The 14,934-nt window shown below is 66.8% G+C and carries 12 protein-coding genes; 6 read left to right on the forward strand and 6 right to left on the reverse strand.

Translation table 11 applies throughout. The features are described from left to right. Nucleotide 1 precedes the first annotated feature (1 nt). Together SH602x_RS10720 and SH602x_RS10725 are read right to left on the reverse strand one after the other, a co-directional pair. On the reverse strand, nt 2–1,960 hold the full coding sequence (locus SH602x_RS10720; protein WP_479476785.1) for a sodium/solute symporter: 1,959 nt from the start codon (nt 1,958–1,960) through the stop codon (nt 2–4). Then, nucleotides 1,957–2,241, reverse strand: a complete 285-nt coding sequence (locus tag SH602x_RS10725) for a DUF485 domain-containing protein (RefSeq protein ID WP_479476786.1) — start codon at nt 2,239–2,241, stop codon at nt 1,957–1,959. Before SH602x_RS10725 ends, SH602x_RS10720 begins: the two co-directional genes overlap by 4 nt. Nucleotides 2,242–2,704: 463 nt before the next feature. On the opposite strand from SH602x_RS10725, the gene SH602x_RS10730 reads away from it, so the two are divergent. Further along, nucleotides 2,705–3,934, forward strand: coding sequence for an IS4 family transposase (locus SH602x_RS10730; RefSeq protein ID WP_479476357.1), 1,230 nt, complete (start codon nt 2,705–2,707; stop codon nt 3,932–3,934). A gap of 90 nt (nt 3,935–4,024) precedes the next feature. Here SH602x_RS10730 and SH602x_RS10735 read toward each other — a convergent pair whose 3' ends face one another. Next, on the reverse strand, nt 4,025–4,588 hold the full coding sequence (locus SH602x_RS10735; protein WP_479476787.1) for a MarR family winged helix-turn-helix transcriptional regulator: 564 nt from the start codon (nt 4,586–4,588) through the stop codon (nt 4,025–4,027). 355 nt (nt 4,589–4,943) lie between these two features. On the opposite strand from SH602x_RS10735, the gene SH602x_RS10740 reads away from it, so the two are divergent. Continuing rightward, nucleotides 4,944–7,577: a hybrid sensor histidine kinase/response regulator gene (locus tag SH602x_RS10740; protein ID WP_479476788.1), complete on the forward strand. Its 2,634-nt coding sequence runs from the start codon at nt 4,944–4,946 to the stop codon at nt 7,575–7,577. Nucleotides 7,578–7,644: 67 nt separating this feature from the next. Here the strand turns inward: SH602x_RS10740 and SH602x_RS10745 are convergent, their stop codons facing one another. After that, nucleotides 7,645–8,679: an SIS domain-containing protein gene (locus tag SH602x_RS10745; protein WP_479476789.1), complete on the reverse strand. Its 1,035-nt coding sequence runs from the start codon at nt 8,677–8,679 to the stop codon at nt 7,645–7,647. Between the two features lie 38 nt (nt 8,680–8,717). Continuing rightward, on the reverse strand, nt 8,718–9,953 hold the full coding sequence (locus SH602x_RS10750) for a diphosphate--fructose-6-phosphate 1-phosphotransferase (RefSeq protein ID WP_479476790.1): 1,236 nt from the start codon (nt 9,951–9,953) through the stop codon (nt 8,718–8,720). Between the two features lie 206 nt (nt 9,954–10,159). Between SH602x_RS10750 and SH602x_RS10755 the strand changes: the two genes are divergently transcribed. From SH602x_RS10755 to SH602x_RS10770, 4 genes are all read left to right on the forward strand, one after another. Continuing rightward, nucleotides 10,160–10,921 (forward strand): glutamine amidotransferase, encoded by a 762-nt coding sequence (locus SH602x_RS10755; RefSeq protein ID WP_479476791.1) that lies wholly within the window; start codon nt 10,160–10,162, stop codon nt 10,919–10,921. 126 nt (nt 10,922–11,047) lie between these two features. Then, nucleotides 11,048–11,869: a PIG-L deacetylase family protein gene (locus tag SH602x_RS10760; protein ID WP_479476792.1), complete on the forward strand. Its 822-nt coding sequence runs from the start codon at nt 11,048–11,050 to the stop codon at nt 11,867–11,869. Between the two features lie 281 nt (nt 11,870–12,150). After that, nucleotides 12,151–13,518, forward strand: a complete 1,368-nt coding sequence (locus tag SH602x_RS10765; RefSeq protein WP_479476793.1) for a UDP-glucose dehydrogenase family protein — start codon at nt 12,151–12,153, stop codon at nt 13,516–13,518. A 42-nt stretch (nt 13,519–13,560) separates the two neighbouring features. Then, nucleotides 13,561–14,415, forward strand: a complete 855-nt coding sequence (locus SH602x_RS10770; protein ID WP_479476794.1) for a DNA alkylation repair protein — start codon at nt 13,561–13,563, stop codon at nt 14,413–14,415. A gap of 29 nt (nt 14,416–14,444) precedes the next feature. Here the strand turns inward: SH602x_RS10770 and SH602x_RS10775 are convergent, their stop codons facing one another. Then, nucleotides 14,445–14,930, reverse strand: coding sequence for a metallophosphoesterase family protein (locus SH602x_RS10775; protein WP_479476795.1), 486 nt, complete (start codon nt 14,928–14,930; stop codon nt 14,445–14,447). Nucleotides 14,931–14,934 lie beyond the last annotated feature (4 nt).

The raw sequence follows: 14,934 nt of genomic DNA on the forward strand, positions 1-14,934 counted from the left end.
CTCACGCCTTCGCCGGCTTCGCTTCCAGCGGCTGGGGCTTCGGCGTGAGCAGGCTCACGACGATCAGCGTCAGGAAGCCCAGCGGAATCGTGACGATGCCGGGCTGGCTGAAGGGGATGATGGAGTCCTCCGGCTTCAGGCCGTAGACGTCCTTGTACGTATCGCCGGCGAGCAGGATCCAGGCGAGCGAGCTGACCATGCCGACCAGGATGGCGGCCGTGATCCCCTGCTTCGTGGTCCGCTTCCAGAAGAGGAGCATGATCAGCGCCGGCAGGTTGGCCGAGGCCGCGACGCTGAACGCCCAGCCGACCAGGTACGTCACGTTCATCTTCTGGAACAGGATGCCCAGCACGATCGCGATCGCGCCGACGACGACCGAGGCGAACTTCGCCACGCGAACCTTGCCGTGATCGGACATTTCGATCTTCGCCACGCTGCCGACGAGGTCGTGCACCACGGCGCCGCTGGCGGCGATGATCAGGCCGCTGACCGTGCCGAGGACCGTGGTGAAGGCGATGGCGCTGATCGCCGCGAAGAGCCAGGGGCTGAAGCTCTTGGCCAGCAGCGGCGCGGCCATGTTGCTGTCGGTCACGTCGATCGCGCCGCTGGTCATCGCCCCCAAGCCCATGTACAGCGTCAGCACGTAGAACAGCCCGATCGAGCCGATGCCGACGATCGTGCTCTTCCGGGCGGCCGATTCGTCCTTGACGGTGTAATACCGGATCAGGATGTGCGGCAGCGACGCCGTTCCGCAGAAGAGCGCCAGCATCAGCGAGACGAAGTTCAGCCGATCCCAGGGATTGGCGCTGCGCATGCCGCTGAAGTAGTTCCCCGGCGTGAGGACCTGCTCGCCCGACGTCGGCTGAGGATAGTAGACGACCGTGCTGTCGCCGTTCCGCTCCACGATCGGGAGGGGTTCCTTCCGCCAGAGTTCGAACGTGCTGTCGGCGACCGCGCCGAGGTAGCCGAGGGGGCCCTGCGCCGACTCGGCGTCGCTGGGAACGGAGAAGGCGCGCCCGACGGGATGCAGGCCGCCCGATCCGTCGGCGTCCGGCGGCGCGGCGCCGCCGTAGATCTTTTCGCCCTGCGGCGTGGTGGTGACCGTCTTGCAGAGCAGCCGGTACGCGGACGGCGAACCTGCGGCGGAAGCGTCGTCGCGCCAGTCGTCGACGCGAATGGTCGTCAGGATGCGACCCGTCGCGAGTTCCATAAACCGTTCGTACTTCTGCTTCGCGTTCTCCCAGGCGGGATCGTCGGCCAGTCGTCGGTATCCCTCCGGAACGCTGACGTCGCCTTCCGCGACCGGACCGACGAGGGGCGAGTCAGCAGCCGGATCGGAAGAGCTGAGCCCCCGCATCAGGATCAGCACGACGAGGAGCGCGCTGAAGATGACCAGCAGGCCGCCCTTGATGAACTGCACGTAGGTCGTGCTCACCATGCCGGCGGTCACGACGATGAAGATCACGATCGTTCCGACGGTCACCACCCCGACCCAGTGGGGCAGGTTGAACAGCGGCTGCATCAGCACGCCGGCGCCGACCATCTGCGGGATCAGATAGAACAGGCTGACCGCGAGGGCGCTGATCGCGGCGGCGAACTTGATGCCGCTCGACTGGAACTTGCTGTCGAGCGCGTCGGCGAAGGTGTAACGCCCCAGGCGCTTGAGCGGCTCGGCGATGACGAACAGGGCGACGACCCAGCCGGCAAGATAGCCGATCGAGTAGAGGAACCCGTCGTACCCGTAGAAGGCGATCATTCCGCAGATGCCGAGGAACGACGCCGCGGAGAGATAGTCGCCCGCGAAGGCGACGCCGTTGACGAACCAGGGGATGCCGCCCCCCGCGGCGAAGAAGCCGCTGGCGCTGCGTGCCTGGCGTCCGAGATAAAAGCTCAGGCCGACGGTGAAGGCGACGATCACGGCGAAGACGAGCCCGGCCTGAACGTTGACGTCGAAGATCACTTCGCGTCCTCCGTCCGGTCGGTCGAGCGCGACCGGCAGAGGACGCCGTAGACCAGCGCCATCACGAAGGCCGCCCCGATCAGGCCGAACCCGTACCACACGGCCAGGTTCGTGCCGCCGATCGGCATGCTGAGCGTCCCGGCGACGGCGCAGGCGACGAAGCCTGCATAGAGCGCCACGTAGACGAAGAACAGCACGAGGCCGATGCGCGCGTTCCGCGCGGCGATCTCGGGCGAGTCCTGTTTGCCCGACGAAGCGGGACCGTGATCGAGACCGACCATCAGCAGGATGCCAGGGAGGGAGAAGAGACGCCGCGTCGCGACGGAGGGGACAGAATAGTCGCCGCCCCCCCGCTGCCGCAACGGCGGGGGGAGGATGGGCGATAGGCTCGGCTCTTCTCGGGCGGCGCTGGCTATGCCGGTGTCGAAGCGAGAGGAGAGCCGTCCAGGATGGCGAGCCTTGACCAGGGACAGCACTGGCAGAGCCAGTGCCACTCAACGCCGTGCGGAAGAGGGCTCGGGGCGGGTCGGTAAGGCATTGCTCTAGGAAGAGTTGGGGCCTCCGGTCATCATCGGTTCCGCTTAAAGTTCCGATCCGATCGAGAGGCCCCAACATGATTGCATCGTATCCCGAGCGACTGGCCGCGGCGATGCGCGAGGTCCTGCCTGTGCGGCTTTTTCGTCCCTGATCGTCCATGGCGGCTCGGTCTGGACGCCGCATCGTCTGGTCTGGTCGGGCCTGTTCATGGCCTGGGCCGAGCCGAAGGAAGCGGTCGAGCGCTTTCGCGTCGTCGAAACGTTTCTGCGCACGATCCGTCCCGCCTGGCGAAAGGCGAACTCGTACAACGCCTGGATGGACGCCCTGGCTCGTGAAAGGGAGCGTCTCGTGCCTCGCGTCGTCGCCCGCTTGCGCGAGGTCATGCTCGGGATTTCGGACGAAGCAGGCGCTTCGCGAGCCGGTCGTCGGCAGAAACGCTGGGAGCCTTTCGCGGTCGACGGCAGTCGACTCGCCTGTCCTCGCACGCCGGCCAACCAGCGGGCGCTGGGCGACGTCGGAAAGCCCGACGGCATGCCGCAGATGTCGCTGACGGTTCTTTATCATCTGCGGCTGGGACTTCCCTGGGCGTTTCGCACGGGACCGGGGACGGCGGGCGAACGGACGCATCTGCTCGACATGGTCGACGAACTCCCCGGCGATGCGCTCGTCGTCGCCGACGCCGGCTTCGTCGGCTACGACCTCTGCGCCGCGCTGCTGGCGAAGGGACGCCATTTCCTGATGCGGGTCGGCGGCAACGTGCGACTGATCGACGGCCTACGTTATCCGGGCGACGTTCCCGGTCGCACGGTCTATCTCTGGCCTGCCGACAAGCAGGACGCCGGCCTGCCGCCGATCGAGTTGCGTCTGATCGTCGTTCGGAAGCCGGGCAAGCTTCCGATTTATCTCGTGACGAGCGTGCCGGACGACGACCGGGTGTCGGACGCCGAGGCCGAAGCGTTCTACGACCGGCGCTGGGGCGTGGAGGTCTTCTATCGCACGACGAAGCAGACGCTCGAGCGTCGCACGCTGCGCAGCCGCACGCCGTCGCGATGCGAACTGGAACTGACGTGGTGCGTGCTGGGGGTCTGGCTGCTGGGGCTGATGGCGGCCCGCGATCTGTCCGCTGCCGGCGACGATCCCGCGGAAGTCTCTTACGCCGCGGCGATGCAGGTCGTGCGACGCACGTTTCGGGCAGGCTCGCCGCCGAGGAAGCACAAGGCCGCTCCGCCTCGAAGAGCCTGTCGCGATCGCCGAAGCTGCGCGGGCGTCTTCGCCGACTGCAAGAAGGACCGGTACGTCCGGCTGCGCCCGAAAGCGACGCGACCCTACCCGCGAAAGAAACGTCACCGTCCACCTCAGCCGCCTGGAATCCAGCCGCCCAGCGCGAGACAACTTCAACTGGCCACGCGACTAAAGCCGCTCCGCCTACGCATCTGACGCACGGCGTTGAGTGCCACCCGAAGGAGCGAGAGCAGATCGATGTCGCAGGGTGGGCCTCGGCCCGCCCTGCGAAGAAATCGACAGGAGCTACCGCCGTCCGCGTCCGTCGCCGTCGGAACCGCTGGCCGAGTCGGTCGATTCTTCGTAGCGGTCGATGGCAGCGCGGGACTTCTCCAGCAGGCGGATCAGCTCGGTCAGCTCGCCCTTCGAAAAGTCCTTGAGCAGTCGACGATGGGCCATGCGGAGGGGCTCGTCGATCTGGTCGAGCAGTTCGACCGCCTTGGGGGCGAGCTCGACGTAGACGACCCGCCGGTCTTCATGACACCGCCGCCGGACGACGAGGCCGGCAGTCTCCAGCCGGTCGACGAGTCCCGTGATGGCGGGCACGACCTGGATCATCCGCGACGCGATCTCCAGCGAAGGGAGCGGACGCCCCTCCCCGCGAAGGATGCGGAGGATGTTGTACTGCGACGTGGTGAGTCCGTACTCGCGGAGGAAGCGGCCCATCGCGTTGTGCAGCCGGTCGCCCGTCCGCAGCAGGTTGAGCGCGGCCTCCTGTTCGAGCGAATCGAACGGTCCGCGCTTCTTGAGTTCGCTTTGCAACTTGCTCTCCGGCGTCACGTCGTCTTTGGTTTTCCGCCGGTCAGCCATCGGAAGTCGCCTTGCTCAATCAACAGGCCCGATCGTCGTGTTGCCCGATCGCCCTGGCCGAGCCGCGTTCGCGAAGAGAAGCAGAAAAGCCTCGCTTCGTTTCTTTCTACGCGTCGATGATCGACATGACAAGCGATTTTGCGTCGGGCCGCCTGATCCGAAGTCCAGCAATCGGCGTGCGAACGTTCTTAACATGGTTGCGTTTTTCGACGAGTCGCCAAGAATGGTCGTGCGCACCGCAGACGACGTCTTCTGAGATTTTTCTCGCCACCGCCCTGCCGACCGTCCGCCGCAAAGATGGACTACGGGGCCGTCTCCCTCCGAGACGCCGTCTCCTCCTCGTCCGATCGTTTCCATGACGGAAGATACGCTTCGGCTCCCCGCGGACGCGCCGGCGCCGGTCGTTCCGCTTGCCGACGTCGTGATCACGGATCAGTTGTCGCGACGGTCCGCGCGTCAGGCGGACTACGCCGCGGAGGCGCAGACGCTGCACGCGCTCGCCCGCCAGATGGCCGCCGATCCGCAGATCGTGCTGCAGAACCTGACCGAGGCCGCGCTCCGGCTGTGCGACGCCGGCTCCGCAGGCGTCAGCCTGCTGGAACGCTCCCCGGAAGGGGAATCGCGACTGCGCGTCGCCGCCGCCGCGGGCGAGTACGCAAAGTATTCGGGCGCCGTCTACTCGCGCGACGGCTGGCCCTGCGGGCTCTGCCTGGATCAGGGAACGCCGCAGCTTTATTCGCATCCGGTCCGGGCGCTTCCGTCGCTGGCAGCCTTCGCGCCGGGCACCGTCGAGGCGCTGGTCATTCCCTTCGAATGCGAGGGGGAGTTCGTCGGGACCGTCTGGGTCGTGCTGCATGACGACGCCAAACGTTTCGACGCCGAAGACCTGCGGCTGATGACGGCGCTCGCCGAATTCTCCGCCGCGGCTCTGAGAGTCGCGAAGACCGCTTCGGAGCTGCGCGATCGCGAAGAGCGGCTGCGGCTCGCGCTCGAAGCGGGAAAGCTGGGGACGTTCGACTGGGACATGCGGACCGGACGCGTGGAGTGGTCCGAGAACCAGGAGCGTCTCCACGGGCTGGAGCCGGGGACCTTCGACGGCACGTTCGAGTCGTTCGCGAAACTGATTCACCCGGAAGATCTCGCGACCGCGCAGACTCGCATCGAAACGTCGCTGCGCACGGGCGAGCCCTACGAAACGGAGTTCCGCGTCCGACGCCTGGACGGAACGTACGGCTGGCTCGTCGGCACGGGCGTGCCGCGGTACGACGATCAGGGGCGACCGATCGGCATCGCCGGCGTCTGCACCGATACCACCGATCGCGTGCAGGCGGACGAAGCCCTCCGCCGGGCGGAGCGCACCAGCCGCTTCCTCGCCGACGCGAGCGCCGCCTTGGCCGCGTTCGACGACGGGGAGCGGATCCTCGCCAAGGTCGCCCACCTGGCGGTGCCCGACTTCGCCGACTGGTGCGCCGTCGACCTGGTCGAGGGGGACGCGATGCGGCGGCTGGAGGTCGCTCACGTCGATCCGTCGAAGGTCGAGCTCGCGCGGGAGATTCACCGCCGGTACCCGCCCAGCCCCAACGATACCGGCGGCGCCTGGCACGTCGCGCGGACGGGCGATTCGACGATCTACTCGGAGATTACCGACGAACTTCTCGTCGCGACGATCGACGACCCGGTCAAGCTGCAGATCGTTCGCGACCTGGGCCTCACCTCGTTCATCGCCGTGCCGCTGAAGGTTCGGGACCGGGTGCTCGGCGTGCTGACGTTCGCCAGTTCGGACCCGAAGCGGCTGTTCGACGCGACCGACCTCTCCGTCGCGCAGGATCTCGCCCGGCGAGCCGCGGTCGCGGTGGAGAACGTCCGCCTATACGAGGAGGTCGCCCAGACCGCCCGCCGCAAGGACGAATTCCTGGCCATGCTGGGCCACGAACTGCGTAATCCGCTGGCGCCCATTCGGAGCGGGCTCGAACTGCTGGCGCTTTCCGGGACCGACCGCGACGTGGTCGAGCTGATGACCGGGCAGGTCGAGCATCTCGTGCGGCTGGTCGACGACCTGCTCGATGTTTCGCGCATCGTGCGCGGACGGGTCGAACTGAAACGGATCGAGATCGAACTGATCGACGTGGTCCGTCGGGCGGTCGATACCGTTCGCCCGCTCGCGGCCAGGGCAAACCAGGAGGTCCGCGTGGCGCTGCCCGAGCCTTCGCCCGTGCTCGACGCCGACCCCGTTCGACTGACGCAAGTCTTCAGCAACCTGCTCAACAACGCCAGCAAGTACGGCAAGCAGGGGGGGCGGATCCACGTTTCCGCGACCGTCGAAGGGGACGAAGTCCTCGCGAGGGTCAAGGACGACGGGATCGGCATCGACCCCGAGTTGCAGCCCCGGGTTTTCGAGCTCTTCACGCAATCGACGCGGACCATCGATCGGGCGCAGGGGGGCCTCGGCCTCGGCCTGACGATCGTCAAGAACCTTGTCGAAATGCATGGCGGGACGGTCTCGGTGCAGAGCGCCGGACCGGGCCAGGGGAGCGAGTTCACCGTGCGGCTTCCGCTGCTGAAGCGGGCGTCGAAGCCGTCGACCGCCGAGGCCGAGCCGGCGCCCGAGTCCGCCTGCTGCCGCATCCTGGTGGTGGACGACAACGTCCCGGCGGCGAAGCTGCTGGTGCGACTGCTGGGGAAGCTGGGGACGTTCGACGTGGTTACCGCGCATGACGGCGAGTCGGCGCTTTCCGCCGCGGAGGCTTATCGCCCCGACCTGATTCTGCTGGACATCGGGCTGCCCCGCATGGACGGGTACGAGGTCGCCCGGCGACTGCGACGGATCGCGGCGACCCAGGAGACGCTGCTGATCGCGTTGACCGGCTACGGGGCTCCCGAAGATCGTCAGATGGCGCTGGAAGCCGGTTTCGACGAGCACCTCGTCAAGCCGCCCGGGGTCGACATGCTGCGCACGGCTCTCGCCCATCCGAAGCTGAGCGCGCTGTAGGCGAAGCACGCCGTAACGGGGCGCTTTCGTCAGTCTCCGTCCCCCGCTCAGCGGAACGGACGCTCACTCAGCTTTGCGGCGTCGCGGAATACTCGTAACCGACCTTGCGGGCCCGCTCGGGCTTGTCGAGGTCGATGCCGAGGGCGAGGCCCGTCGCGACGAGCAGGTTCCACCCGGCGCAGAGTTCGACGAAGTCGGAATAGCGTCCGGCGTCGGGCACGCGGATCGTCGGGAAGGGCGTCGGTTCGGAGCTGATGGCGACGATCGTGGCGCCGACCCCTTCGACGAGCGTCTTCCGGAACTTCTCGATCGAGTCCGGATAGGGTCGCACCCAGACGATCACGTCGGTCGCACGCATCGCCTCTTCGATCCCGTGGACGGCGTAGGTTCCTTCGAGCCAGTCGGACGGCTTCCGGGCGATCTCGTTCGTCTTGAGCGTCAGCTCTTCCGCGGCGCCGTCGTTGCGACCGGCCCAGAAGATGGTCGTCGCCCCCGCCAGCTTGTCGACGATTTCCGCCGGGATGTCGGTCCGCAAAGCCGCGTCGATCGCCGACGCCAGCGAGTCGCGTGAAGCGGCCAGCTTGCGATCGTTCGCGAGTCCCTCGACCAGCGCCCGCTCAAAGAGCGCCTGCTCCACGACGCTCTTGGTCGCGGCGACGGCGTCTTCCTTGCCGCACCTCAGAACCCAGCCTCGCCTGGCCTCCGCTTCCAGCGGCGAGTTGGCCGACGCGGTGAGGGAGTAGGTCTTCGCGTGGCCGGCAGCACGCAGCTTCTTGAACAGGCCGATCGCCTCGGCGGTCTTGCCCGAGTTCGAGACGCCGACGACCGCCGCGCGGTCGAGCGGGTATTCCTGAGACTGCCGGGCGGCTTCGGTGAAGATCGAGAGGGGATAGCCTTCCCGGCGGGCCTGCGCGATGGCGCTCTTGGCCGGGAAGATGCGGCTCGAGCCTTCGCCTGTCAGCAGGAGCGAATCCGCGTCCCGGATTTCCGACAGCGTCGCCTCGTCGATCTGGTCGACGTCGAACCGACGAACGACGTCGGGCGTCTCGCACATTTCGCGGACGAGGGCGAAGGCGGACTCGCGGGAATCGTCAGGTCGCATGGCGACGTCTTCTCCTGATGCTGTCGGCGGGCTTGCGTTTACGCTTTCGCCGTCTTCGTCGGCGCGGGCTTCGCGAACTTCAGATCGAGCGAACCGTAGCTCGGCAGCTCGCCGACCAGAGGGGCCGCGTAGTCAAGGAAGGCCTTCGTGACGCCCATGCCGTTCTTCGCGATGAACTTGCCGGGCATGGGGCGCTCGTGCAGGGCCACCTTCGCCAGCGGCGTCGAGCCGAAGCCGCTCTGGTAAGGTTCGCCCGGCTTCGAGAGGCGTTCGATGGTCACCATCACGCCCGACTTGCCCGCTTCGGCCAGCCGCACCGCCTCCTTGCCGCAGCCGTAGGCCTCGTCGAAATCGAGCTTCGTCGCACGATCGCCCGCCGCCATGAGCAGCGACTCGGTCACCTGGAACTCGCCCCGCCAGCCGAACTCGTCGGAGATCATGCGGTGGAGCATCATCGCGGCGCTGGTCCCCCCCATGGCGCCGAACTCGACGTTGTTGAACTTATCGCGGGTTTCCGACGCGCTGACGGGGCGTCCCTCCGCGTCGACGATGCCTTCGCCGCAGACGATCGAGGCGAAGCCGTATTTCTTCTCGGCGTTCGCGACCGCGGACAGAAATGCCGCGCGATCGAACGGTCGCTCGGGCAGCAGGATCACGTGCGGCGCGTCGGCCTCTTCCCGCTTCGCGCAGGCGGTCGCGGCAGGGAGCCAGCCGGCGCTTCGACCGACCGTCTGAAAGATCGTGAACTTGTCGACCCGCTGCATGTCCCGCGCGAGCAGGCCGCCCTGCAGGACGGACATCGCCGCGTAGCGGGCCGCGCTCGGGAAGCCGGGCGTGTGATCGGTGCCGGGAAGATCGTTGTCGACCGTCTTGCAGACGCCGACGCCGACCATGTCGTGGCCGTTTTCCCGGGCGTATTCCACGACGCGACGGATCGTGTCCATCGTGTCGTTGCCGCCGATCATGAAGAAGTAACGGATGTCGAACTTCTTCAGCGTCTTCAGGATCGGCTCGAACCGTTCGTCGGTCAGCTTGAGCCGGCTGCTGCCTAGCGCGCTGCTGGGGGTCGTGCGGAGCGCCTTCTTCGTCGCGGCGGTCTGATGCTTCAGATCGACGAGGCGCTCTTCGAGAACGCCCTCGATGCCGAATCGCATGCCGAGGACTTCGCCGATCGACTTCGACGCGCTCGCGGCGTCGACGATTCCCATCAGCGACGCGTTGATGACTGCCGTCGGTCCGCCCGATTGGCCGACGAGCACGTTCCCTTTCGCCATGTCGCGAGTTCCTGGTAGCGGATCGTTCGCGGCGGGGCGTCTTGACGACGGACCGTCGCGATTCCAAGCTCTGTCGCAGGCCGCCCTTGAAGAAGTTCAAGGGTCGCACGCTCGGATGGGAGGTCCGAAACGCTTCGTCGGACGCGTCGGAAGGACGCGATTCCGCACGAAAGGCGGCAGCATAACCAACAGCCCCTAAGGCTTCCATGCCCTCGCGAGCGGTTTATCTCGGCGACGACGATCTCGGCATGGCCGCGTCGTATCTGGCCGGCCTGTTGCATCGCGAAGGCTTCGCGGTCGAGCACGTTTCGAGCAAGGCGTCCGTCGCCCAGGAAGCCTTCGCCGGACCGGTCGATCTGATCATCGTCAGCGATTATCCGGGACGCCTGCTTTCGAACGCTGCCCAGCAGGCGCTCGCCGCGGCGGTTCGTCGCGGGACCGGTCTGCTGACGATCGGCGGGTGGGAGTCGTACTCCGGCGTCGGCGGCGACTGGGAGAAGACGATCCTGGCCGAGCTGCTGCCGGTCAAGATGCTCGGTCGAGACGATCGGGTGCATGTCGACGGGCCCTGCCTGGCGGAACCGGCGCAGAGTCATCCGATCGTCGACGGTCTCCCCTGGTTCGCCCGACCGCCTCTCGTCGGCGGCTACAATCGCCTCGAAGCGAATCCGGACGCGACGGTCGTCCTGCAGGCGACGCTGTACGACGTGGTGATCGGCATGTACGGCGATCGGGCTCTACGACGTCGGATGACCGAACCGCTGCTGATCGTCCGCGATTCGCAGGGGAGCGAAGGTCGCGTCGCGTGTCTGGCGACCGACGTCGCGCCCCACTGGATCGGTCCCTGGGTCGACTGGGGCGACGATCGCGTCGCGGCGCAGGCGCCCGGCGCCGCCGCGGTCGAAGTCGGATCGCTCTACGCGGAGTTCTTCGCCCGGCTCTGTCGCTGGACGGCTCGAGCGGAGTGAATGTGCGAGAGCGTTACGATCCTGTAGGGTGGGTCATCGACCCACCGTGTGCGAATCGAGGAATCCGAGAAACGGTGGGTCAATGACCCACCCTACGAACCCGCTGCCCGAAAACCCTTCCTGCCGATGACTGCTTCCTTCGAATTCACGTGCCGCCGCGACGATGCGGTCACGCCCGCCGGATCCCTGGAAGAGGCGCTCGGCGAGTCGCCGCTGCAAGGGGCGAAGTGGCTCTGGGTCGCTCCGCACGACGACGATCTCTGCATGGGGGGCGGCCTGTTCCTGCAGGCGGCGGCTCAAGCCGGAGTGGACAGTCAGATCGTAGTCGTCACGGACGGGCGCCTCGGCTACTGCCGACCGGAAGACCAGGGCCGCATCGTCGAGATCCGCAAGGAAGAAACCTACCGGTCGTTCGAGATGCTCGGCGTGCCGCGGTCGGCGGTGACGTTCCTCGGCTATCGCGACGGCGACGCCTTCGGCTCGCAGGGTCGCAAGCCCGCTCGCGAAGGCGAGCCGGAGATCGCGGGCTACACGGGAATTCAGAATTCGCTGACCTACTGGCTGCGGAAGGTTCGCCCGACCCGGGTGATCGTGCCGACATCGACGGACCTGCATCCCGATCATCGCATCACGCACAGCGAGCTGATGATCAGCATCTTCCACGCGGGCGGGTCGATCTGGCCCGAACTGGGCGAGCCGATCGAACGCGTGCCGCGGGTGACGGAACTTGCCGTTTACTGCGACTTCGTCGAGCTACCGCAGATTCGCATCCGCGGGAACGACGCCGCGTTCGAGACGAAGCTGAACAGCGTTCTGGAGTACCGTTCGCAGGCGCAGATCGCCTCGGCGATCGAGGCCCTGCGTCGTGCCGGACCGCTGGAATTCCTGCGCGACGTGGAATTCCGCCTCTACTCGCCCGAGAACTATCGCGGCCTGTTCGGCGACTGACGTCTTTGTCTGTCCATCGCTCGATGTCCGGAATGTGTGCCATGCCCACATCTCCGAAGGAAGGGTGGGCATGTAAAGGGCCGGCCGAACACAACATGCCCACGCTGCTTCGCGACGTGGGCATGGCACCCGGTACGCGCTTCGTGGCAGGCTAGGGCGCCAGCCCTGCAGGTCGGGTCGTGCGGACGGCGCCGGTCGTGTTGGGTGCGAAATCGATCGAGACGCGTGCGCCGCGGGTAAGCTACGCTTCTCCGTCGAATCGGCGTCTCCGGAGCGTGGCGATGAAGATCGCGGTAGTGGGAACGGGTTACGTGGGCCTCGTCTCTGGCGTTTGCTTCGCCGACGCCGGCAATGAAGTCGCCTGCATCGACGTCGACGCCGCCAAGATCGCCCGGCTCGAGCGGGGCGAAACGGTCATCTACGAGCCCGGCCTGTCGGACATTCTCGTCCACAATCAGCAGGCGGGGCGTCTGGCGTTCACGACCGACCTAGCGGGCTCCGTGTCGCAGGCCGAGGTCGTTTTTCTCGCGGTCGGAACGCCGCAGGCGCAGGACGGGTCGGCGGATCTGACCTTCCTGTTTCGCGCGGTCGACCAGATCGGTCCCCATCTGCGCCACGACGCGACGCTCGTCACGAAGAGCACCGTTCCCGTCGGCACCTGCTCGGCCATCCGCAACCGCCTGCGTCAGGCCTTCGGTCGCGAAGTCGACGTCGCCAGCAACCCGGAATTTCTGCGCGAAGGTTCGGCCGTCGAGGATTTCAAGAACCCCGATCGCGTCGTCATCGGCACGGTCGGCGAGCGAGCCGCAGCGAAGCTGGCCGAACTGTACCGGCCTTTCGTGCGCGACGATCGACCTCTGCTGGTCATGTCGCCGGAGAGCGCCGAACTGGCCAAGTACGTCGCCAACGCGTTTCTCGCGACGAAGATCAGCTTCATCAACGAGATGGCCAATCTCTGCGAGCGCCTGGGGGGCGACGTCGACGACGTCCGCCAGGGAATCGGCCACGACCGGCGAATCGGCTTTCAGTTCCTCTACCCCGGCATCGGCTACGGCGGAAGCTGCTTCCCGAAGGACGTGAAGGCGCTGTCGCACATCGCCCGGCAGGCCGGATGCGAGTCGCGAATGCTGCACGCGGTCGACGAAGTCAACGACGCCCAGAAGCGGACGCTCTTCGCCAAGATGCGGCAGACGCTGGGCGACCTGTCCGGCAAACGGATCGCGGTCTGGGGACTCGCGTTCAAACCTCGCACGGACGACATCCGCGAAGCGCCGGCGCTGGTCCTGATCGCCGATCTGCTCGCGGCGGGGGCGACCGTCGTGGCGCACGATCCGGAAGCCATGCCGAACGTCCTCGCGGAGTTGGGCAAGACGATCGACTTCGTCGAGCGGCAGTCCGACGCGCTCGACGGGGCGGACGCGCTCGTCGTCTGCACCGAATGGGACGACTATCGTTCGCCCGATTTCAAGGAGATGAAGCGCCGGATGCGGGCGCCCGTTCTATTTGACGGGCGAAACGTTTACGATCCGCAGACGGTCGCCGCCGCAGGATTCCTGTACCGGTCCGTCGGACGTCAGGACGTCGACGGTCGCGCGCCGGAGAAGACGACGCCGGTGCGCTCGTCGTCGCCCGCGAAGGCGGAGATCTGAAGCTCGGGCAGCCGCGCAGGCGCCCCGGTCGGGAGCGTCAGGATGGCGAAGAAACAGGCGAAACGAGCGAGCGTCGCGAAGGCGCCGCTGAAAGAACGAAAGTCGCCCGGACCGCGTAAGGTCGCCGACGTCTCGCAGGAAATCATCAACGCGATCCATCGCGGAGAGCGTTCGACGAGCAACCTGGTCGAGGCCCTCGCCGTCGATCCGTTCATAGTCGCGAAGCTCTTCGTCGCGCGGGCGAAGCGCGAGGATCTGATCCCCTGGTTCGAGCAGACCCGCCTGCTGCGCCCCGACTGGACGATGCCGAAGGCGGTTCTGGCGATCGGCGGCGCGTTCGCGACGCTGCGCGAACTCGACTATCTCGATCAGGCGCTCTTCGACTCGCTCGCACGCGATCGCAGCGACGTCATTCGTTCATTCGCCTGCTTTGCGCTCGCGAACCGCAACGGCGAGAAACTCCCGAAGAAGTTGAAGGCGATCGAGCCGCTCGCGGCGGACGAGCACTTCGGCGTGCGGGAGTTCGCCTGGATGGCGGTGCGACCTCACCTGATTTTGGATCTGGAGACGGGGATTCGGGAACTTACGAAACGGACCCGTCACGCCGATGCCAACGTCCGTCGGTTCGCCAGCGAGTTGACGCGTCCGCGCGGCGTCTGGTGCCAGCACATCGAGGCGCTGAAGCGCGATCCGGCGCCGGCGCTGCAGATACTGGAGCCGCTGCGGGCCGACCAGTCGGAGTACGTTCGCTCGTCCGTCGGCAACTGGCTGAACGACGCGTCGAAGTCCCGACCTGACTTCGTGCGCGAAGTCTGCGAACGCTGGCGTCGCGAAAGCCCTGTCCCCGAAACGACGGCCATCTGCCGGAAGGCGCTCCGAACGCTGGAGAAGGCGTAGCGACGTCTCTCCGTCATGGACGCTTTCCGCTATTCGATCCGAATGACGTGCGCAGTGCAGGATTCGCAGTCGATCAGACCGATCGACGGGGACGACGTGCGGTAGAGCGCGCCGGGATTGAACAGCGTCGTTTCGCCGACCTTTCGCGTTTGGGCGACATGGGTGTGGCCGACGCAGACGAAGTCGAACTCTCCCGACGAGAGAGCTTCTCGCTGGCGGCGTTCGTCGTCGCCGTGGAGCAGGGCGATTCGGAGTCCGCCGAGTTCGAGCGAGGCGAATTCTCCCTGCCAGACCGCGTTTCCGACGCAGGCCGCCGAAAGATCCGCTTCCAGGCCGAAGTCGCAGTTTCCGCGGACGAAATGGGCCGGCCAGCGGGAAAACGCCTCCACGACCGCCGCGCTCCCGACGTCGCCGCAATGCAGCACGACGTCGACCTCCAGGGATTCGAGCATGGTCGCCGCCGGGCGAAGTCGAACTACACTGCCATGCGTGTCGCTCACGACGCCGATCTTCACCGGC

It is taken from the genome of Lignipirellula cremea (assembly GCF_056501455.1).

Excerpts from the sequence above, each read along its gene's own strand:
- SH602x_RS10755 (WP_479476791.1), top strand. The coding sequence starts at position 10,160 with ATGCCCTCGCGAGCGGTTTATCTCGGCGACGACGATCTCGGCATGGCC.
- SH602x_RS10765 (WP_479476793.1), top strand. The coding sequence starts at position 12,151 with ATGAAGATCGCGGTAGTGGGAACGGGTTACGTGGGCCTCGTCTCTGGC.
- SH602x_RS10750 (WP_479476790.1), bottom strand. The coding sequence starts at position 9,953 with ATGGCGAAAGGGAACGTGCTCGTCGGCCAATCGGGCGGACCGACGGCA.
- SH602x_RS10730 (WP_479476357.1), top strand. The coding sequence starts at position 2,705 with ATGGCCTGGGCCGAGCCGAAGGAAGCGGTCGAGCGCTTTCGCGTCGTC.
- SH602x_RS10760 (WP_479476792.1), top strand. The coding sequence starts at position 11,048 with ATGACTGCTTCCTTCGAATTCACGTGCCGCCGCGACGATGCGGTCACG.
- SH602x_RS10770 (WP_479476794.1), top strand. The coding sequence starts at position 13,561 with ATGGCGAAGAAACAGGCGAAACGAGCGAGCGTCGCGAAGGCGCCGCTG.
- SH602x_RS10735 (WP_479476787.1), bottom strand. The coding sequence starts at position 4,588 with ATGGCTGACCGGCGGAAAACCAAAGACGACGTGACGCCGGAGAGCAAG.
- SH602x_RS10745 (WP_479476789.1), bottom strand. The coding sequence starts at position 8,679 with ATGCGACCTGACGATTCCCGCGAGTCCGCCTTCGCCCTCGTCCGCGAA.
- SH602x_RS10740 (WP_479476788.1), top strand. The coding sequence starts at position 4,944 with ATGACGGAAGATACGCTTCGGCTCCCCGCGGACGCGCCGGCGCCGGTC.
- SH602x_RS10725 (WP_479476786.1), bottom strand. The coding sequence starts at position 2,241 with ATGGTCGGTCTCGATCACGGTCCCGCTTCGTCGGGCAAACAGGACTCG.